Here is a 21,229-nt window from a genome sequence, read left to right as displayed (position 1 = left end):
TTTCTTTTATTTTTCGACCACATAGAACTTGCTGCACTACTTTATTATGATAAACATGCCAAGGTTACTTGTCGTTTAAGTAAAAAATATTCTTGAACTATATTTTAGTAAGTGGTTATATCATGATTTAAATACAATTATGCTCTATTAACGCAAGTTAATAGAGCATAATTCAATAAGCTTTCGCCCGACCTGTAATGCTATTTGATGATTGTTGTTGAGCCTTGGTGTTGAAAATCCACAAATTTTGCCGCTTTCAGCCAGTGAAGGCCTATATTTTTCCAAGTGTGATTTCACGTCATCACGCTTTTGGTTTAATTCGATAGACTCTTTTTTATTGTCGGTAATAAGAAATAGTCCATCGAACTGATGAGTTGTTGCAAACCATCCATTGATAGATGCTTGAGAGTTGTCTAAGTACCCGGTGATGGGTAGGTCAACACAGAAATCTAGTTTCTCACTAGATCTAACTGAATAGGTCAACGACACTTTTTTTGCACCAGGGGTTAGACGTGTTTTCAATAGCCTAGCTGGATTGCCACCAATTATGCTGAAGTCCTCGAAGGATTTCGTTACCACAGCTCCAGCTGCTACGATGCAGTTTGTGCCGATACTTACACCATCCAATATCGTAGCACCTGCACCTATCCATGTACCATCTCCAACATTAATACCTTGAGAGGTTATTGGCTGGTCTTTAATATACTTATCGATTCTTGAAAAGCCATGATTGAAACCGAAGATCTGTACTGAACTTGCTATACGAACAGCGTTACCGATATTGACTGTTCCAATTATATTTGTAAGTGGGTTTACTGAAACGTCGTTTCCTAATGTGATGTTCCCTCTAAGAGTCGCTAGAGATGCGATTTTAACTGAGTTACCCAGTGATGCTTTATCTGTAAAAAAATTGCAGTCAGGGGCTATATAGCAGTTCTTGCCTATTTTCGCATTTGCCATTTTTGCTAAAATCAGCTGAACCTGTACCTGCTCTGAATTCTGAAAGGTGCTGGCTGACCATGGTTCTATGTTGTATCTTTGCGCCAACCACTTCTCTTCACTCAAGTTATGCATATTTAACCTATTTATATGGATTAAGGGGAATTGAAACTAAAATTATCTAACAGTTTGCCGATAAACCTATAGAGGAAATTTCTTTTTCTAGCTTTTTCTAACGTTGATTTAAAAATCAATAACTTATGCTTGTCACTTTCTGATAGTTCACTACTGTTCTGTATCAGCTTAAAAAGACTCTTGGCGAATCCGACGTCTTTGCTTATTAGAAAGTTAAGTACCTTAATTAGGTGTTCGTCATATAGTTCTTGATGCATATAGACTGGACGTTTTGAATTATCGATATACTCAATTAAACTCTCATAGTTTTCGATAAAACAGGCATTATTTATATTAGATATTTTAACTCTGCTGTTTGATTTGTAATCGAGATATGTCTGATGAGGGAGTAAAGTGTAATCTTTGGTTCCACCAGTGTACGCCTGCAGCTTTTTATCAAGTGTATTATCCAAACTTTCTGTTAAAAATTTATTTGTCCATCGTTTGAATTCTAAACAATCGAAACTATAAGATGAGTTTATTATTGGTATACTGAGATCTTTTGTATGGGGATTTTGAAAATCGAAAATAGATAGGAAATCGATAATTATATTTTCATTAAAAAAGCTTCTTGCACCGTAAGCTCTCAGTAAAAAGTACTTGCTTCCATATTTCTCAATATATTCAATCAAAGTATCTAAATATGTGTATCTAATTTCTCGCCTCATTGCCATTGGCATATTCTGGCGATTTCTCTTTACTGATTGATTGTATATAGACTCAATGAATTCATACTCTGGGCGAATATAGGCAATAAATCTAATTTCGTATTCATCTGTGTAGGTTAAAAACTCAGGAATCTGATAAAAGAAATACTCTGAACTGAGTAGTAAAATGTTCAAGTCACTAGAATCGAATCGATTTAATAAATTTCGAAATTTTTCATGGGAAAAAATTGATTTTTTCCCGGGCGCCTTTTCCAAAAATATTTGATTATGACCTGAACTAACTTGATTTTCGTCAACTCCATGCATTGGATAACAAATCTTCGAAGAATCGCTGAGCTCTGTCGCGTGTTGACTTAACCAACTTTGTAATATCGATGTACCCGTTTTCGGTGGGCCGACGTGGATATATAACTGTTTCTTCATAATTGACTATTAACCTGCTTGGTCATTTGTAAAGAAATAATCAAACTCTCTATGTCTTTTTTGCATATCAAATTCATAATAAGCACATTCAGAGTCCAGATATGTTATGAGCGATGTATTGCTTGGAGCATCACTGATGCCTATTAAATCAGAGCGAAGCAGTTCAGCGGAAAAGCCTAAAGCGCTGCCATTTACATTTAGCAATTTGTTAACATCCCTGCGCTCTATCCTTTCAACAATTTCAAATTTGAGTCGTTTATTGTCTTTTAATTTTAAAAATATATGTTTTATCGGACGACTGTAATTTACGATGCCCCACCCTTTTATTTTTAGGTATTTACCTTCGAATGCGATATAATCTATTGAACCTCTAAATTTTGGTAACACCTTCTCAAAGCTATCGTCTTCTTCAGTAAACCCCAACTTTCTTCTAGCGTCTAAGATTGTATGAAAAAAAGGCCAATTCATATCTAATTGTTTTAGTTTATCGAATAGCGAGGTAGATTTTATATGATTTAAGGCGACTTGATTTTTTATATACTCTTCTTCTGTTTGCAAGAAAAATCTCACTAAATGAAAACCTTTCCCAGTATAGTTCTTTAATGATTCCAAGTTGAAATTATCGACCCTTCCGGTAAGTTTTTCCTTGGCATGAATCTTAGCAATTTCATACGGTTTGTTATGAAAGTGTACATGAATTAAATTAGTTCTAAGTTCTTTGTCTGAGGTCGTTACCTGACCGTGATGAAAACCTTGGTCAAGCTTTGAAATTGTATTCTTTTTGAAGAAGCACTTACGAAAGGGTTGCTTGTTAAACCAACACGGACTTATGCTGGAATTGTAATACTGACTGTCGATCATTAATAGTTCAGTATTATCCTGATATTTTAAAAGACTATATTCTAACGATAATGGGTCAAATGCTATATTTCCTTCTTCATCTACTACACCTAAGAACTCGTCGCAATCGATTACCATATAGAAATCATAACAACCTTTCTTATCTAGGTTTTTTATTTTATTACAGAAAATCGAGCCTCTTTCTTCATAGTCCGATTTGCTGTTAAAATCCCAAATCACGTTCACTTCACTGCTTTCAAGGATCTTTAATTGCTCAATAACACGCTCATTCTGGCTACCATTGTCATATATAAATAAATTTGAACTCCCTACTAAGTAAGAATGAAAAGCTACCCATTTTTCTAGTAGCTCACTCTCATTTTTTTGCATCATTAAAATAGCTATATTCATTAATTAAGTACCAAAACTGTAAAACTTGAATTTTTCATAAAGGTTATTTTCCGAATATATATGGAAAAATTTTCTTTGTTGAATTGTGTATAAGGCCTAAAATGATCAAAGGTGACTTTAATGCATTTTGGTTAAGCTCCCAAAATCTCAGTGCCTTGTCATTTAAGCTGTCTTCCTTATGAAAATAAAGCAAGGTAATGCGGTATGATTTTGCGGTTACCTTACACTCTTGCTCGTACGCTTTTTGCTACGAAGCTATACTGACAAACTTCGCTTAGACTAGCGGGGGCAAAACCTTATAGAGTATTTAATCTGTTCGCAATACCCAAATATACCCCAACGCTTGGTGGTTCTGGCTGCAAAGTAAATCGTTTTCATTTAAACTTGGTGAATCACTAGCGGTGAGTACACAAATAAGTGTCGGTTCCTAAGTTGTCATAATTTCAAGATAATTAGTTTATCGGTTATTAGTTAGAGTGTCAGCAGGTGGACGAAGTTTCTTGAAACTGAGATGGGCACTTGTTCACACGTAAAAGAGCTAACGATTGCATATCCAAATTTTACAGAAAGAAGTACCTTTGAAACAAAAAATTGTGAAACAAATCATGTTAGCTCTCAAATTATTTGTGGGCATATTTCCGATAAATATCAGAAAAAAGATGCGTCAAAACCTTTGGCTCTTTAATCTATACAGCCGCAGTTTGCAAAAATCTGGTCTGTTTTATGGTTTTCCGAGCCCTGAAAAGCTGCAAAAATTGTACATAAAAACGATCGCTAGGCAATCTAAAGAAATTGGAGCTATATGCGCGAAGGATGTTTCCGATGAGCAAGTCAACTGCCTAATAGCCTTAAGTGGCCAGCCCGAAAATGACCTTCATTCTATAAATAAGGCTTTGGAAAATACTAGCGTACACGGGATTTATCTCTGCGGTGAGGATGCTTTGGTGGAGCGCTTATTGACTCAGCTTCGTGACTCGTCAGACAAGTTCCTTGGAGCTAGCAAAGATCTGCTTGGTGAGGTTGTTTCACTGCCTTTGATTATCTTGCGAGGGGGGGACGTTCTTCATCCATCCGCAGTTAACGTATTTACTTATTATTTAAAAATATCCAACGCCGCTAGCGTATTTTATTGTGATATCGATACCGTTAGTGTTTCTGGCAAACGTCATCAAGCAGAATTTTTCCCTTCTTGGAATCCTGATCTTCAACTAACCACCGGCTACGTGAGGACGGGGGTGTTTTTGCAAGGGGCGAGTGCTATCGAACGGTTTGCTCACTTTGTAAATGAGAATCAAGGCTTGAGCTCAATTGCACGCTGGCTGGCTGATAGTTATCTTCAGGATCCTAATGTGGTGGTCAAACATATTCCTCTGTGTTTACTTCATCAAACTAACAATAAGCCGATGTATTGGCATAAAGAATTAGCAAAACTTAATCGAGGTGAATTCACTGTTACCAAAGGCGTGGAAAGCGCTGTAGCGAAACTCGATTGGCATAAAAATTCGCAACCACTCGTGACATTGGTTATTCCAACCAAAAACGCCAAAGAATTGGTGGAAACCTGCATTACCTCGATTCTGAGTAAAACAAGCTATCAAAATTTCGATATTTTATTGATCGACAATAATTCTGACGATCAAGATGCTTTAGCCTACTTTGATGAATTACAATGCTCTGAGCCTAAAGTCACCGTATTATCTTATCCTTATGAATTTAATTATTCGGCAATTAATAATTTCGCCGTTCGCCAAGCTAAGGGCGAGATCATTGGGTTGATTAATAATGATATAGAAGTCATAAGCGCTACTTGGCTAGGTGATATGGTGGGGCAAACGCTCCGTTCTGATATTGGATGTGTAGGCGCTAAATTATTGTATCCAGATACGCGTATTCAGCACGCAGGCGTAGTGATGGGGTATGGCGGAGGTGCAGGTCATGCACATAAGTACTTTCCTCGTTATCACTCTGGTTATCTTAATCGGCTAGTGGCAACACATAATTTTAGTGCAGTGACTGCTGCATGCTTACTTGTCAAAAAAGTGGACTATGAGGCGGTTGGTGGTCTGAATGAAAAGCAGCTCAGTGTTGCGTTTAACGATGTAGATTTTTGTCTTCGAATTTTAGCGTTAGGCCGTCGTAACCTGTTTTGTGCCGAAGCGGAGCTCTTTCATTATGAATCTATATCCAGAGGAGCCGATGATACCCTCGAAAAGCGTCAACGGTTTGAAAATGAACTGAATTATTTGCAACAAACATGGGCTGATATCATAAATAATGACCCTGCATATAATCCGAATTTAACGCTGCGGTTCGAAAATTTTTCGATCAAAGATTAGTCAATATTATTTATGTTTATTAATAACCCGAATGACTTAACAGACAATACCGTACTTAAGCCAGCAGAACTTTGTGAGTTGCACAACGCAACTGTTTTACCTATGGCGGCAGGCAGTAATCCTGATAATGTTAAAGGTGGTGTAATATCCACTACTCTCAAAGGTAATTTTCATCAATGTCGTTGGGGCCCAGTTCATAAGGCGCAATCTCAGTTAGAGATTGTAACGGATACTGAATTTTTACATTCCTGGTCTGGTAAATTATCGGTCAAGAAAGGTCGATATCTCTTCGGGGGACCAATATTCAAAAATTTTGGCCATTTCCTTGCTGAATGTATACACCGTACATGGGCTTACGACCTACATTCGCAAAAGAATAATGTAAGTTATGCAGGAGTAGTTTTTCTTCCCCAGTGTGCAAAAAAATTGAATTTCATCCAAAAATATACTTACAAGTTGCCACCTGTGTTTAATGAGGTATTAGGCTACTTAGGGATCCCCGAGAACAAACTCAAACTTCAGTTTTCGGCTTCGTCTTATGAGGCGCTTGATGTTCCGCAGCAAGCTAGCTATTTTCGTTCCCAGTTACCCATAAATAACAGTTATAAGTCATTTCTTATTAGATGCGAACGAAAAAACGGCGTTCGAACTAATGTTAGTTTGCATAAAAAAGTGTATGTAAGCCGGATTCATTTTTCTTTAAGAGGAGCATACGCAGGGGAATCTTACTTAGAAGCATTGTTCAAACGGAATGGTTTCCACATTTTCTACCCAGAAAAACATACCTTACTAGAGCAATTGCAAACCTATAAAGGTGCTGATGAGATCGTTTTTGCTGAAGGTGGAGCGTTGCATATATTGGAGTTACTTGGTGAGTTAGACGCAAGTATATATATCATAGCCAGACGCCCTAGTTGCCCCGGAGTATTTAATGCCATACTTGAAGCTAGAGTGAATAAGTTCTCTTTTTTTACCTCGGTGAAAACTTTGCCTTCTCTATTTTTGCCAAAACGAAGTCAGAAGACTGCGCACGGTTCAGCTTTAAGTGTTTTGGTGCATGGTGAGTTGTTCAAGTTTTTGCAGGATGAGTTGCATTTAATGTTTGATACCTCGGATGTTAAACAATTTAGAGATGCAGCTTTTAAAGACATAATCACATACTACGAGCATTATAATAATTTGGTTGTGGATGAAGAGTCGATCAAATCTGAAGCGATTAAGAGCTTCCTCAAACAGGTACAAAAACTTCCGGATTTTTCTCAATATCAATTCAAACGTTAATATTCGTAGCAATAGCAGAGCTCGGGAAAAGTGGCATTTAGCACTAAAGATCGCTTTAGTACTTATTTACATAAATTTGCTATACTCCGCCGTCAAAATTCTCCTTCACCAACGAGACGTCAACCCTAGTGGCTTGCAGTAAAATAAAAACACAAATTAAGGTCGCTTTCCAAGTTGAGTAATTCATTTAAAATTATTAGTGAAACAGTAAAGTATCGCTCCTGTGAGTCAATTGTGGGTATGGGCGTATATGCTGGAGACCGAATTGAGTGGGTCGAAGAAGCGATTAACAGTGTATTGCAACAGTCATATAAAGATTTCATTTATGTGATCGTCATCGACGGTGAAATACCATTGAAACTTCGCGCATTACTTTTCAAAAAGGCTAATGGGTGTGACAATATTCAAATGGTTCAGGCACAGCACAATGTTGGTTTAAGCCGATGTATGAATTTTGTGGTTGATTGGGCCGCGGTCAATGCGCCTTTAGCAAAGTTTTTCTTTCGCATGGACGCAGATGACATTTCTTTAAACAACAGACTAGAGAAACAAATAGCGTTTTTAGAAGCAAATCCTACTATCTCAGTTTTAGGCAGTGGCCTGACAGAGATAAACGAAGACGGCGAAAAAGTTGGCCAACGCAAGCTTCCTTTGAAACATCATGAAATTATGCGGTTTCTACCTAAGCGTTGTTCTATTAATCACCCGACAGTCGCTATTCGCTTTGATGTTTTTCAGAAAGGTTTTCGTTATCGTGGTGACTTAAAGAATACTCAAGATTACTTCTTCTGGGCTGAGCTTGCCGCGGCTGGATTTAAGTTTGCAAACTTGCCAGATAAGCTTTTAAAGTTTCGCCGTGTAAATGATTTTTACAAGCGCAGAGGTTACGGCAAGTCGTTAAACGAGTTTAAAGCGCGCTTTTACACAATGAAAGTGCTTAAGCGCTATGGTGTCGGGAATATTGTTTATGCATGTAGTGTATTAATATTACGGCTAATGCCAGCGAAACTTGTTAAACTAGCGTATAAAATAGACCGGTATCTTTTAAACAAGCGAGTTAAACACGAGTGATTGGCGCGACAATAATCCTTTACAAGCCTGAGTTGTCTCAGACACTTCCACTTTTATTAAGTGTGGTGGAGCAGGTAGATGTATTGAGTATTGTCGATAATTCCCCTATGCCCACTGAATTATCGCTCGATCATGACAACTTACACTATCATCATTTCCCGAACAACATAGGCATTGCCGCAGCGCATAATATTGGTTTACGCGATTTGAAAGCAGCCAATTGCGAATATGGTATTTTGCTCGATCAAGACAGCTCTATCGATAGTGACTTTGCTTTTCGTTTGTCTTCTTTGATGGTTGCGTCACGCGTTGAAAACAGACCTTTAGTGGCCATAGGTCCCCGCATTATTTGTTCTTTTACCGAGAAAACGGTTAAGCCTAGAGTGCAACGAGAGATATCGGTTTATGATGATTTAGTTTGTGTAACGCAGATTATCTCTTCTGGTATGATGATAGATTTATCTAAGCTTGAAACGATTGGCTTTAAAGACGAAGCTTTGTTTATCGATGGTGTCGATCACGAATGGTGCTGGCGTGCTAAGCAGCAGAACCAGATGGTTGCGATCGCCGAAAAGGTAGAAATGGTTCATCAACTCGGAGATGCCCGTCATAAATTTGCTGGTGTTACTTATAAAGTGGGTTCGCCGGTTCGTTTGTACTACCAATTCCGAAATATTCTTATTTTAAGCCGCAGAGGTTATGTGCCCTGGTATTGGAAGATGCGCAATCTTTTATGCATGCCAATCCGCTTTTTCGCGAATGCATTTTTGCAAACAGATCGCTGGCAACGGGTAAAATTTATGTGTTGTGGGATAATTGACGGATTATTAAAACGAGATGGTTCTTTTAGTCAGCACTGGTAAACACTTTTTAGAAACAATCTTTCAAAACAAGCCTAATTTCCAATAGTTTGCACTCCCTTTCGTATGCCCACATTTCTACCATTTAAGAACTGATATCAGCCTGAAAAATGTGGTTCTTCTTCCAGTTTCACTTGAATCTTTTATAAATTCTCCACAAAAAAAGACACATCTGGCGGGGGATCTCGCCAGATGTGTTTTATTCCGTTCTGAGTTACTATCGAGCGAAAGGAGAGCGTTCGTTCGTAACACCAAACAGCTCGATAGGGCGATTAAGTGCTTGACCACCATCTCGTGAAATTGGGATCCACGGTATTTTACCACTCCCTTTGGCTGGCTTGAGGGAGAACAAGTCGAATGGGATGGTAAGGTAGAAGCCTTTAGTAAAGCTACCTTCGCCGTATTCTTCAGAGCTTACATTGGTTATCGCTGCGTATGCTCCTACAACAATTCCACTGTCGAAGCGTTTGGCAAAGTCAATTGTAACGCCTTTATCTTTAGCCAAATATTGACCCACTTTGACCGTTAAAAGGGTATCAGGTAAGAATTCAGGTTGCCAAAAGACATTTGCATGGCCAGTAAGAACTTTATAGTCAAAGAAGTCTATGTCGTTTTCCCAAGACCGCTGTTGAACGTAGTTTATGTCGAAACCAAACGCTAGGTTGCTATCAACTGGGCGGTAAAGTAGTTCGCCGCCCACGCCGCCATACATGGTTTCTAAATAACCACCATAGACTTGGGCATATAAGTTGTCTGCTATTCTGTCATTCCAATGTAAGTATAAGTTTTCTAGGCTTATATCTCGGCCTGAAACATATTCCCGAACATTCGTTCTTACTCTAGGCAGTGTGCTAGGGGCACGATCGCGAGTGAAGTTAAACTTATCGAAATTCTGCAACAAGTTAGCCTTAATTGTGCCCACAACACTGGTTTTTCCATCGAAACTGTATCCACCATTTACCATAACACCGCCTTGATAAAGGTAAAACTCCTCCGGGTTTCCGAATGTTTGGATCCAAAATGCTTCTATGCCGGTAAAGAAACCACTAGTATTTTTAGGATTAAAATTGCTCACACTTTCGTCGCTGACGTCCATGCGCTGGTAACTACGTTTTAAATCTGGCTCCAATGTTTTATATCTCGCTTGGCGTTTAAACTCTGCTGCGTTAACGACGGTTTCAACCATTGGTACCGAACCTGAGGTATTGACTATTTTGTACGTATCTACTGTGTCAGGCAGTTCTGAAGCGAGGATTCGACCTACACGTTCGGTGGCTTCGTCTTCGTATCTGTAACTGGTTTGCTGACCATAAATAGTGACTGCGTCATCCGTTATATGGGAAGTGCTTAGTGCGAAGCCTGCTTGATAATACAAATCTTGCGTCATTCGTTGGCCATTGATGTTGCTGACTGAAAAATCGTTTCTTTCATCAGTGAGCGGGCGAGGTGGCTTATCGATTTTGATTTGTGAGATAGTGTGTAAATTGAAGTTATAACTTACGCCGAAACCGAGAGTATTACCGCGCTGATAGTTCACACTAAAATCAAAATTATTCCAGCGATAATTGGCACCAAAGTTCCAGTTACTATCTTGCTCCAGTGAGCCTGCACGATCATTGACGTAATTATTCCCTTCATACTCTACTGTCAGGCGCAGCGGCTCCCATGGGGTCTGGTACTCAATACCGCCAAAAATTGAAGCCGGACCTTTGAAGAAACGTTGATAGTCGATTTTACCGCCGTTACCAGTGAAACCGCCTGGGCGTTCACAAAAGCTGTCGGAGACATCGCAAAATGGGTTTGATACATTACCTGAGGTGCCAAGATATCCCCATCCCACATTAAGGTGGAAATCAAAACTCCCTGCTCGTTTGCTTAAGCCAATGAATTCACTTTCAAAAAAACCAGTTCCACCGAAATCTCTGAAGCCAACTGATAGCTCAGGTAGATAGTAGCTCTCGTTCAATAGGCGAAACTTAACGTCTATCCCTTTGTCTTTTAAGGTCTGATCTCCACTAAACCCTGGATAAGGACTATAAAGGCGGGTGCGCACGTCAGTGTATCGCACCGTCGTTTGCATCCAAGGGAACAACTGCAGTGTGCCTGACCAAAAACGATACTCATCGTTGTCGGTATAACTCACTCGTAAGTCGCCATCGGTTAACATCCGAGATGTAGGGGTTTGGATTAAACCCGTTCCACCATGCACCATCAAAGAGCTGCCGACAGGAGCAACGTTCCAATCTTCGATGTTAGACTGCGCGTTTACATTTGAGGTGAAGCTTAAAGCGGCGCTGACAGAGACAATACAAAAGCGTTTGCTATTTATTCTTTTCATGCGACTCATTTGGGTAGCCTGTTTTTGGCTAGCGCCACAACTAGTTGATTCAATTCTGCGTACTGAGGTGTAAACAATGATTCTTTAAATGGAACATAAATAATGCTGCCTGGCATAACTTCTTGGTGTTGTCGGTTCCAGTACGCTGTTGGGGCTTCTATTATTCGTCCATCTGCTTGAATGATCGTAACGGTGTCTTTATTTGCTAAAGATGAAGTATTTGCACTGTTTAGATATTCACTCACATCGGTGTGGGGTAGATGCTTTGTGTCTATGGTATTAGTTACAGCGCCAATTATTTCTACGGATCCTTGGCGCTCACTTAGACTTACAACATAATAGCCGTCATCAAATTGCGGGTTGTGGGCTGCAGATATACGCGCTAAATCATAATCAACCTTAACGGATAGACGATTGGCCAAACGCCAATGTTGAAGTTCATTAGTTAAATTTGCGAAGACTCTTTTTTGCTCGTAAGTATCATTTGGCAAACGACTAGCAAGAAGATTGAGGTTACTTAACGAGGACTGCCGCGCTCGTTCAAGAGCGACATCATTAGGGATAAATAAAGCAGCCGATGGCCAATAAATATTAGTGCATAGTTCTAATTTAGAAAGGACATCAGTCAAACGTACAGTGGAGTCGAAAGTATAGTCAACTTCATTCCATTTTACGGTTACGTTCGCGGTCGCCACACAGCTAAAGCTGGTCATCACTGCAAACAATATCGATTTATATTTCTTGATCATGTTTAAGGCTCAAATAATTAATATAAGCGCGCAATGCGGCTTAAGTACGTCATTTCAATCGGTTCTGATAACGGTGAGAGAGTCTGCTTGGATTTAATAAGCGTGCCGCTGCTTTTGTCATACCAGTAGTAATTATGCCATTCGTGCGTCGTTTGGATATATTCTGAAGGGGCTTTAAAGCGCAACGTTTCGGTAAATCGTATCGATTCAATTGATTTCGTCAATATCGTTAGCTCTTCTGATTTTGGCTGACTAAATACAGACGTAACGGGGTAACCGTATTCGTCATTTTCCCAATCTAGCGAAAATTGCCACTGACGGTTTGTTAATAAATGATTAGCATCTTTCAATGGGTCTTCCATGGTATTCATTGAGTGAATAAGGTCGTTATCTAGGCCGACAGTTTTCACGACTCTTCCTTTCTCGAGGACGAACATGATGTCGTCGCCTGATACCCATTTATGTTGGCCTTTCTCAAGGTAAGCTAATGCCATAATAGCAGTGGGTCTTTCGCCACGAGTAACAGACATAAGGTCTATAGCTGACTGGTTGACTTCTTCAAGGGTCATACTCGCATTTTGGGGTTCTTTAAGGGCAATTTTTAACGTGTCGTAGTAAGCGTGGTATGTGCCGCCACAACTGCAAATAGTAATAATGGAGATAAAAATAAAGATCAGTGGTTTAAAGTGCATGGTGAACGGCATTTCCGCTTATGGTAATTGTAATCATCCAATAAAAAAGCCGCCATTGTCGGCGGCTTTCAAAAACTTCATAAAAGCTTAGATAGTTGGTGCGTAGGTAAACGTTACCGGCACGGTAGTTGTGCTAGTCATTGTACCAGTACCTGTTACGGTAACAGTAGTTGTCGTACCAACACATACACCATCAACTAAAGCGTCATCGCCATTACAAGTTGGATCAGGGTCGCCGCCATCAACAACAGTAGACGAGCCACGGTTGTTAGACACAACTGCACCAGCGATAGCCAAACCAACAACACCAGCAGCAATAGTACCAACACCTACACCACCAACGGTAGCTGCAGAAGCTCCACTTCCACCGGCATTTTCTTGAGCGATTACTGGGTTACCAGCAAGTGCTAATGCTGCTGTTGCAGCCATAAGAATCTTTTTCATAATACATTCCCTTCATGTTAAGTAAAAATCAAGACTATCCCGATTCTAATGGAATAATTTACTGACCTCAATAGGTGTAGATAAAACAATCATTAAAATACTATTTAAGCAGTGTAAAAGCATTGCCTAACACCGAACAAAAGTATACTAGGGCTTGCCATTTACAGCAGGAACTGGTGCAAGATCAATCTTTTAGTACTTAATTTAGTACTTGATACTGCGATTAATTGGATTCTTTTTTTATTGCCATTCCCAATTGGCACCAATAAAGGGTAAAATGCCAAGTTAGTCGCGAAAAAAAGACAGTTTTTGGCTTGAAATAACCAGAAAATCCGGTGTGGCGTTCAGGCATTGTTTTTGCTTTAGCTGATAGGATCAAAAGTTTGTCATAATTAGGCGGTATGATTCGCCTGAATTTACATTTAAGGAATATTACTTCGATGAAAGTTACAGTATTTGGAATTGGGTATGTCGGTTTGGTGCAAGCAGCAGTAATGGCAGAAGTAGGTCATGATGTGGTTTGTGTTGATGTAGACCAGAATAAAGTCGACAAATTAAAGCAAGGCCATATACCAATTTATGAACCTGGTTTGACCCCTTTGGTGAAAAGTAACTACGAAGCAGGGCGAGTTGATTTTACAACCGATGCTGCTCGCGGCATCGCTCACGGCGAAGTTGTTTTTATTGCGGTAGGTACACCGCCGGATGAAGATGGCTCAGCTGATTTGAAATACGTTTTGTCTGTGGCAAAGACAATTGCTGAGCACATGGACTCGCATAAAATCATTATTAATAAATCAACTGTGCCAGTAGGCACTGCTGATAAAGTGAGTGCGAAAGTTTCAGAGACGCTGGAATCACTTGGTAAGAGCGTTACATTTGACGTGGTGTCTAACCCTGAGTTTTTGAAAGAAGGTGCTGCGGTAAATGATTGTATGCGCCCTGACCGAATTATCATCGGCACTGAAAGTGAGTCTGCAGAGAAGAAGCTACGCGAACTTTACTCACCGTTTAACCGTAATCACGACAAAATTATCGTGATGGATATTCGCAGTGCTGAGCTAACTAAGTATGCTGCGAACTGCATGTTAGCGACAAAAATTAGCTTCATGAATGAAATGTCTAATATCGCTGAGTTAATGGGCGCTGACATTGAGAACGTACGTCGTGGTATCGGCTCTGATCCACGTATCGGTTACCAATTCATTTACCCTGGCTGTGGTTATGGCGGTTCATGCTTCCCTAAAGATGTTCAAGCGCTTGTACGCAGTGCCACTGGTGTTGGCTATAGTGCGAAAGTGCTAGAAGCAGTTGAAGAAGTTAACTACGCACAAAAAGAGAAATTGTTCGAATATATCATGCGTCACTTCGGTGGTGATGTGAAAGGTAAAACAGTCGCGATTTGGGGCTTGTCTTTCAAACCAAATACCGACGATATGCGTGAAGCGTCAAGCCGCGTATTAATGGAAAACTTATGGAAAGCGGGCGCTAAAGTTAAAGCGTACGACCCTGAAGCGATGGAAGAAACCCAGCGTATTTACGGTAGCCGTGATGATTTAGACCTAGTGGGCACCAAAGAATCAGCTCTCAACGGTGCTGACTTCTTGGTTATTTGTACTGAGTGGCAGGCATTTCGCGCACCAGATTTTGAACTAATTAAAGAAAAACTTTCTTCTCCGCTAATTTTTGACGGACGGAATTTATTTGAACCCAACATGATGTTGGAATACGGCTTGCATTACTATGCAATAGGTCGTGGATTATCAGTAAAAGGACAGTAAAATGAGTCAAGTAAAGAAAGCCGTTATTCCAGTAGCTGGTCTTGGAACGCGTATGTTGCCAGCAACCAAGGCGATCCCAAAGGAAATGCTACCGGTTGTTGATAAGCCACTTATTCAATACGTTGTATCCGAATGTGTGAATGCAGGCATAAAAGAGATTATCTTAGTGACTCATGCGAGTAAAAATAGCATCGAGAACCATTTTGATACCAGTTTTGAGCTTGAAGCTACGCTAGAAAAGCGTGTAAAACGTCAGTTATTGGAAGCAGTTCAAGCAATCTGCCCCAAAGACGTTACTATCATGCACGTGCGTCAAGGTGTCGCTAAAGGCTTAGGTCACGCTGTATTGTGTGCTCGCCCTATGGTTGGTGATGCGCCTTTCGCTGTGGTTCTACCTGACGTTATTGTTGATGAAGGCACATGTAATCCCAAGAAGGATAACCTCGCAGACATGACGGCTAAATTTAATACCAGTCAAGTCAGCCAAATCATGGTGGAAAGTGTTCCTCAAGAAGATGTTAGCAAGTACGGTATCGTTGATTTAGACGGTGCAGAATTGTCACCTGGTGAATCAGCGAAGATGCACGGTATGGTAGAAAAACCTAACCTGTCAGATGCGCCATCAGATTTAGCTGTTGTTGGACGTTATGTCTTGTCTGAAAAAATCTGGGATCTTCTCGCTAAAACCACGCCTGGTGCAGGTGATGAAATCCAGCTAACAGACGCTATCGATTCTTTGATGCAAACCGAGCAAGTTGATGCTTATTATATGAAAGGCAAAAGCCATGATTGTGGCAGCAAGCTAGGCTACATGAAGGCGAACGTTGAATATGCGATGCGCCACCCCGAATTAGGTGCTGAGTTTAACGAGTTTTTACAGACGCTTGTGAAATAACTACATACTTAATTAAATGAAAAGCCCCGTGATGTTTTCTATCACGGGGCTTTTTTTATGCCTTACTCTAACGTTAATCGTTATTTGACCTGTACGTGAGCAGCGAGTTTAGCCACCATTTTTTTACCTATACCTTTGACGTTAGTAAGATCGCTGATTTTAGCGAACTTACCACTTCTGTCTCGATAGGCGATGATGGCCGCTGCTTTTTTCTTACCAATACCTGGCAATGTGACTAACTGCTCGGCTGTTGCCGTATTCAAATTGATCTTCTGCGACTTCTTCTGTGTGACACTGCTTTTGTCTACTTTGGCTTCAGCAACAACGTTGCCAACATAACCAGACAATAAAACACCTGCAAAAAATAGGGTAGCGATAAACTTCTTCATAGTGAAACTCCTTGTTTAATTGATCCATTTCGGTGCAATTGCACAGCAGTAAGACTAGTCGCGCTTTTAAATAAGGTAAAGAAAAGGGGCTTATATAGTGCTAAGCGAAAAAAAGGGACTCAGTAGAGTCCCCTTTATAATAAATAGACTTGGGATTTATAAGCGTTCTAACATCGCTTGAGTGAAGTCACTTGTTCCGTGCTCTCCGCCTAAATCTCTTGTGGTGCGGTCGCCCGTTTCAATGACTTGTTTTAGTGCATAGCGGATTTTTTCAGCTTGCTCGCCCATGTTTAAGTATTCAAGCATTTGTATGGAAGCAAGAATAACCGACGTTGGGTTCGCAAGGTTTTTACCTGCAATATCGGGCGCTGAGCCATGCACGGCTTCAAAAATCGCGCAGTCTTGCCCGATGTTTGCGCCTGGCGCCATGCCCAAGCCGCCAACTAAACCAGCACAAAGGTCAGATAAAATATCACCGAACAAGTTCGTGGTAACAATGACATCAAACTGATGAGGGTTCATCACTAATTGCATGCAGCAGTTATCGACAATCATTTCAGTTGATTCGATTTGCGGATAACGTTGTGCCACCTCACGAGCCACTTTTAAGAACAAACCAGACGTTGACTTTAAAATATTCGCTTTGTGTACAGCTGTTACTTTTTTGCGACCATCACGAATTGCCATTTCATAGGCGTAGGTCAAAATACGTTCAGCACCTGTGCGCGTAATTTTGCTCATGGCTTCGGCTTCGTTTCCGTCCTCAGACACGACTTGACCAAGACCTGAGTACATTCCCTCTGTGTTTTCACGTACGGTTACTATGTCGATATCTTCATATCGCGCTTTCGTACCTTTAAACGATAATACAGGGCGCAGGTTGGCGTATAACTGGAATTTTTTACGTAAACTCACGTTGATTGACGTGAAGCCTTCACCAACGGGTGTGGTTAGTGGCCCTTTTAGGGTGACTTTATTTTTAGCGATTAAATCAAGCGTTTCTTGTGGTAACAGTTCCCCGTGGTTTTCTAGGGCAACTAAGCCTGCATCGGCAAAGTCATAATCAAAATCACAGCCTACTTTGTCTAAAATTTGTAGTGCAGAGTCAATAATATCTGGGCCGATACCATCTCCACGAATGACAGTAATGCGTTGCTTAGTCATAAACTAATCCTTAAAGTTAATTCTGACGGGGGGCCGTCAATTGTCGTCTGTCGAGCGCTGCTATGAATACAGCGATATGTGCTATGTTTATCAACACACAAGTCGTTATTTTTAGGGCGCGATTTATACCACAAAACCGCTATTAAAACCAGTTGTGATAAGCTGTAACGCGGAATTACAACGGTGAAAAACTATGACAGATGGCATAGGCTTCAGATTTGATAAGCGCTAATTCTTGCACATTTATACGTAAGGCTTTACAGGCGCTATTACAATATTGTTGGCTTTGCACACATCGTTTGGCATCACTAAAATAAAGTTCTCTCGCCAGCATCAAGCTGATCCCCAAAATAGCAGCCAATTCGACCTGAGGGCTTCGCTTATTCTCGGTTAGGTAATTCGCATCGTGGTAATTATTCAATGCGACAATCTCGTGACGCCGCTGCTGCCAAGCTTCAGCCATGGACACTGCATGACTGCGTAGCTGTTCCGGCTTTATGCAGCGCACCAATGTCGTCATATCATAGCTAGTACGGTTACTTTTTTGCCATTGGGTTTGAATTTTTAGTTGAACATGGGTAAATAAGCCGACGCAGGCAAAATATGCCAAGGTGCACGCTTGTTCGGGAATGCCAATATTTCCTATTTTCGCTAAGCTCGCTGCAATGTGGCCGCGTAACTGTACGAAGCTAATAAACGCTCGTTGCAAAGGGAAATGGTGTTGGTTTAATCTACTTAGCAGCGCTTGTTGCATAATAATGCTGCCAGAGCGCTCGAATCCATGCATCATCAAGCCGTGCTGAATGTCTTTAATAGGAAGTTTTTGTCGACTACTTTGGGATGCGGTCTTACGTAAGTGCTGGGCAAATGAAGGCTCCCGCGCAATGGCCAAGCTCAATTTGTTGATATCTTGAATCGGTTTATTTAGCTGACTTTGTATTGCTGTTAAGGTTGCAGGGGGGCGGCTCATTTTAAAACTTTGCATAAATGGCGACTCTGCTTTCGTGCTCGACTCTTGCTCAAATAACTGCCAATTATTTCCCCACCAAGTTGTGAGATTACTGAGTTTCTTTATTGCTTGCGTTGGGTAAGCGTGTTTGACGCGAACCCTGTCAACAGTAAAGTGAGAGGAGTGCATCGATGTATGTCGGGATGTGCTTTGCGGATAACAAACCAATTTATCACCTGCGATGCCGATAACCAAAGCCAGCGAGTCATCATCTAACATGACATAAGTGCCAGGCGGCGTGACACTTGGGTATGCCATCAGCGGCTCTAATAACTGTGCTTGCGCACTTGGCGAATTTTGAACAACTAATGCAAGGGTGCTTTGAAAGCTCTGTTTCGTCTTTTTTTGTGGATTGTGCATCATCAAAGTTAGCCGGATTGCCAAGGCCAAGACAGATGTGTCGATGCTCTCGTGCTGTAATCGGTTAAGGTGTTCTTTGAAGGTTTTATTAAGCCACGAGCTGTGGCGATATCCTTGTAGCCATAAGCCCTGTTGGTACTGGGTTAAGATGCGACTAAATGCTGTATCAGGGGATATTTTGGCCAGTGGTTCATGATGTGTCACTTTTGCTAAGCCGGACTGCTCACTTTGGTCAACATTAGATGCTTCTTCAGCTAACCCAAAAATACTTAGGGCCGCGCTCATGAGTTGAATCGTGGTTGTTTCGTTAAATCGATTGCGCACACATAACAGCGCTGTCATCAAAATAGCGCTGAAGGCTAAATTGTAATGACGCGGTAGCGACGCTTTATAAAGATGTATTTGTGCGAAGGTAAGATCTGGGTATTGTTTCGCTAATCCCAATAACCCGTTATTGAAATCAAGCGTTTTTTGAACCAAGTCTGGTTCCGGGGCAGGGCGGCGATAGAACGCCAGCAACTTATGTAAGCTCTGGTACTGCTGTTTAATTAAACTGTCAGGCACAGAGCGGGTAACCCTTATAAGGTTAAATAATCTTGGTAGGCACTGTCACCCCAAGCAATTAACTCGTCATTCTGCAAGAGAAGTGCTGTGCACTCGTCTTGCGTTGTGATGCCGTCTGATTTTACATGTTGCGTACGAAAGAACATGACTTGATACATCCCACCGTCGGTTTTTTTGGCTTCACTGATATCAGGGCCGCCGAGCAAGGCTAATATTTGTTGTTTGGTTTGCCCTAATTCAAGTTTAGCAACTTGAACCTTGTTGTACTCTTCACGATCTTTCCAGTCCATATCTTGAGCATTGTCAGGGTAAAACAGCAATACAGCTGCTACAAAAACACCATACAAAGCTACGCCAATGCCAATACGAGTGACTATTTTCTTATTCATTTTTGTCGTTCTGTCATGATTAAAATTTAAAAACTGAGCGGGTAATCTCTCACCATGCTTAAAAATACCACGCCCAGTTTTATTTTATTACATAATTTCGTAACAAGGCACGTATTCACTGCCCGGTAATTTCATTCGCTGCTGAACAACAAACGATTGTAGTAGTTCATCCATTAAGGTCATGAGCGCTCGGTCGCCATTGAGTTTAAATGGACCTTGCTCGCGGATCAGTTTGACGCCTTCTGCTTTTACGTTGCCGGTGACTATACCGGAAAATGCCTTGCGTAAATTTGCTGCCAGCTCTGCTTTGGGTTGATCAAAATGCAGGTTTAATGCTGTCATACTGGCATGGCTGGGAATGAAAGGTACTTGAAACTCCTCTTCGATTTTCAATGACCAGTTAAAGTCAAACGAGTCACCGCGGGCTTTACGATAGGCGCGTACATCTGCTCTTTTTTGATTTATGGTCTGAGCAACCAATGTGGGGTCATCAACTATGATCTGGTAAAGAGACTGCGCTTCTTTACCTAGGGTTGCCCCAATGAATTTGTCTATGGCGTGAAAGTATCCTTCACAGATTTTGGGGCCGGTAAGAATGATGGGTAACACTTGCTCTTTATTTTCTTCATTTAGCATGAGTCCTAGTAAATAAAGAAGCTCTTCTGCGGTTCCCGCTCCGCCAGGAAAAACGATAATCGCATGGGACATACGCACAAATGCTTCTAAACGTTTCTCTATATCGGGCATGATGACGAGCTCGTTCACGATCGCATTCGGTGGCTCAGCCGCAATAATACTGGGTTCGGTGATGCCTAAATAGCGGCGATTTTGGTAACGTTGTTTCGCGTGGCCAATTGTCGCACCTTTCATTGGGCCTTTCATTGCGCCTGGGCCACAACCCGTACAAATGTTCAGTTCGCGTAAGCCCAATTGATACCCTACCTCTTTGGTGTATTGGTATTCCGTTTCGCCAATTGAGTGCCCGCCCCAACAAACCACTAAGTTCAATTCAGCGGTATTTTTAATGGTTTGCGCATTACGCATCATATCGAATACTTTATGCGTGATATACGCTGATTCAGCCACCCCAGGGAACTCTGACGCATCAAAGCTATCCCTCATATGGAGCAGATCACGCAGCACAGAGAACAAGTGCTCGTGTACACCTTTAATTAATTTGTCATCCACAAAGGCGATAGCAGGAGGGTTAATTAATTCAATTTTTACCCCGCGCTCACGGCTGATTAATCGGATATCGAACTTGGCGTTCTCTTCAAATAGGTCTTCACAGTTATCTGTTTCAGCACCGCTATTTAATACGGCTAAGCAACAACTTCGAAACAAGTGGTAAAGCTGACTGTCAGCAGATTGGTTTAGTTTGTCGACTTCTAACTTGGACAATTGGCTCATAGCGCCAACGGGATTTAACTGAATACTTTTCATTGATTTCCT

The 21,229-nt window shown here is 41.0% G+C and carries 18 protein-coding genes; 6 read left to right on the top strand and 12 right to left on the bottom strand.

What is annotated here, in order from left to right:
- Window positions 1-147: 147 nt before the first annotated feature.
- Genes AC0L6N_RS14300 through AC0L6N_RS14290 form a run of 3 tightly spaced genes read right to left on the bottom strand, consistent with a single transcriptional unit; the run spans window position 148 to window position 3,455 of the window.
- A complete protein-coding gene (locus AC0L6N_RS14300; protein WP_473475382.1) occupies window positions 148-1,074 on the bottom strand; it encodes an acyltransferase in 927 nt (308 codons plus the stop codon).
- A 20-nt stretch (window positions 1,075-1,094) separates the two neighbouring features.
- The gene (locus AC0L6N_RS14295; protein WP_473475380.1) at window positions 1,095-2,204 is read right to left on the bottom strand and encodes a hypothetical protein; all 1,110 of its coding nucleotides are present in this window, start codon (window positions 2,202-2,204) and stop codon (window positions 1,095-1,097) included.
- Window positions 2,205-2,213: 9 nt separating this feature from the next.
- Window positions 2,214-3,455, bottom strand: coding sequence for a glycosyltransferase family 2 protein (locus AC0L6N_RS14290; RefSeq protein ID WP_473475378.1), 1,242 nt, complete (start codon window positions 3,453-3,455; stop codon window positions 2,214-2,216).
- 578 nt (window positions 3,456-4,033) lie between these two features.
- Here AC0L6N_RS14290 and AC0L6N_RS14285 point away from each other — a divergent pair.
- The 4 genes from AC0L6N_RS14285 to AC0L6N_RS14270 all read left to right on the top strand — a co-directional run bounded on the left by AC0L6N_RS14285 (window position 4,034) and on the right by AC0L6N_RS14270 (window position 9,006).
- Window positions 4,034-5,791 (top strand): glycosyltransferase family 2 protein, encoded by a 1,758-nt coding sequence (locus AC0L6N_RS14285; protein WP_473475376.1) that lies wholly within the window; start codon window positions 4,034-4,036, stop codon window positions 5,789-5,791.
- 12 nt (window positions 5,792-5,803) lie between these two features.
- On the top strand, window positions 5,804-7,072 hold the full coding sequence (locus AC0L6N_RS14280; RefSeq protein ID WP_473475374.1) for a glycosyltransferase 61 family protein: 1,269 nt from the start codon (window positions 5,804-5,806) through the stop codon (window positions 7,070-7,072).
- A 174-nt stretch (window positions 7,073-7,246) separates the two neighbouring features.
- On the top strand, window positions 7,247-8,143 hold the full coding sequence (locus tag AC0L6N_RS14275; protein ID WP_473475372.1) for a glycosyltransferase: 897 nt from the start codon (window positions 7,247-7,249) through the stop codon (window positions 8,141-8,143).
- A gap of 32 nt (window positions 8,144-8,175) precedes the next feature.
- A complete protein-coding gene (locus tag AC0L6N_RS14270; RefSeq protein WP_473475370.1) occupies window positions 8,176-9,006 on the top strand; it encodes a glycosyltransferase family 2 protein in 831 nt (276 codons plus the stop codon).
- Between the two features lie 214 nt (window positions 9,007-9,220).
- Here AC0L6N_RS14270 and AC0L6N_RS14265 read toward each other — a convergent pair whose 3' ends face one another.
- The 4 genes from AC0L6N_RS14265 to AC0L6N_RS14250 all read right to left on the bottom strand — a co-directional run bounded on the left by AC0L6N_RS14265 (window position 9,221) and on the right by AC0L6N_RS14250 (window position 13,226).
- Window positions 9,221-11,350, bottom strand: coding sequence for a YjbH domain-containing protein (locus AC0L6N_RS14265; protein WP_473475368.1), 2,130 nt, complete (start codon window positions 11,348-11,350; stop codon window positions 9,221-9,223).
- A complete protein-coding gene (locus tag AC0L6N_RS14260; protein WP_473475366.1) occupies window positions 11,347-12,090 on the bottom strand; it encodes a capsule biosynthesis GfcC family protein in 744 nt (247 codons plus the stop codon). Before AC0L6N_RS14260 ends, AC0L6N_RS14265 begins: the two co-directional genes overlap by 4 nt.
- A 17-nt stretch (window positions 12,091-12,107) precedes the next feature.
- Window positions 12,108-12,782, bottom strand: a complete 675-nt coding sequence (locus AC0L6N_RS14255) for a YjbF family lipoprotein (protein ID WP_473475364.1) — start codon at window positions 12,780-12,782, stop codon at window positions 12,108-12,110.
- Window positions 12,783-12,869: 87 nt separating this feature from the next.
- Entirely contained in the window at window positions 12,870-13,226 is a 357-nt protein-coding gene (locus AC0L6N_RS14250) for a hypothetical protein (protein WP_473475362.1), read from the bottom strand.
- Between the two features lie 440 nt (window positions 13,227-13,666).
- Between AC0L6N_RS14250 and AC0L6N_RS14245 the strand changes: the two genes are divergently transcribed.
- Both AC0L6N_RS14245 and galU read left to right on the top strand, forming a co-directional pair.
- Window positions 13,667-15,007: a UDP-glucose dehydrogenase family protein gene (locus tag AC0L6N_RS14245; protein ID WP_473475360.1), complete on the top strand. Its 1,341-nt coding sequence runs from the start codon at window positions 13,667-13,669 to the stop codon at window positions 15,005-15,007.
- A gap of 1 nt (window position 15,008) precedes the next feature.
- Window positions 15,009-15,902: a UTP--glucose-1-phosphate uridylyltransferase GalU gene (gene galU, locus AC0L6N_RS14240; RefSeq protein WP_011575935.1), complete on the top strand. Its 894-nt coding sequence runs from the start codon at window positions 15,009-15,011 to the stop codon at window positions 15,900-15,902.
- 80 nt (window positions 15,903-15,982) lie between these two features.
- On the opposite strand, the gene AC0L6N_RS14235 is transcribed toward galU, so the two are convergent.
- The 5 genes from AC0L6N_RS14235 to ppnN form a co-directional block, all read right to left on the bottom strand.
- The gene (locus AC0L6N_RS14235) at window positions 15,983-16,291 is read right to left on the bottom strand and encodes a ComEA family DNA-binding protein (RefSeq protein WP_473475358.1); all 309 of its coding nucleotides are present in this window, start codon (window positions 16,289-16,291) and stop codon (window positions 15,983-15,985) included.
- Window positions 16,292-16,447: 156 nt separating this feature from the next.
- Window positions 16,448-17,455 carry an isocitrate dehydrogenase gene (locus tag AC0L6N_RS14230; RefSeq protein ID WP_011575933.1) on the bottom strand — a complete coding sequence of 336 codons (1,008 nt, stop codon included), beginning with the start codon at window positions 17,453-17,455 and terminating at the stop codon, window positions 16,448-16,450.
- 175 nt (window positions 17,456-17,630) lie between these two features.
- A complete protein-coding gene (locus AC0L6N_RS14225; RefSeq protein ID WP_473475355.1) occupies window positions 17,631-19,388 on the bottom strand; it encodes an HDOD domain-containing protein in 1,758 nt (585 codons plus the stop codon).
- Between the two features lie 14 nt (window positions 19,389-19,402).
- Window positions 19,403-19,777 carry a DUF3192 domain-containing protein gene (locus AC0L6N_RS14220; RefSeq protein ID WP_473475353.1) on the bottom strand — a complete coding sequence of 125 codons (375 nt, stop codon included), beginning with the start codon at window positions 19,775-19,777 and terminating at the stop codon, window positions 19,403-19,405.
- An 87-nt stretch (window positions 19,778-19,864) separates the two neighbouring features.
- The gene (gene ppnN, locus AC0L6N_RS14215; RefSeq protein WP_473475351.1) at window positions 19,865-21,220 is read right to left on the bottom strand and encodes a nucleotide 5'-monophosphate nucleosidase PpnN; all 1,356 of its coding nucleotides are present in this window, start codon (window positions 21,218-21,220) and stop codon (window positions 19,865-19,867) included.
- Window positions 21,221-21,229 lie beyond the last annotated feature (9 nt).

It is taken from the genome of Paraglaciecola sp. G1-13, assembly GCF_055809255.1.
This window is presented reverse-complemented; position numbering and strand designations above follow the sequence as displayed.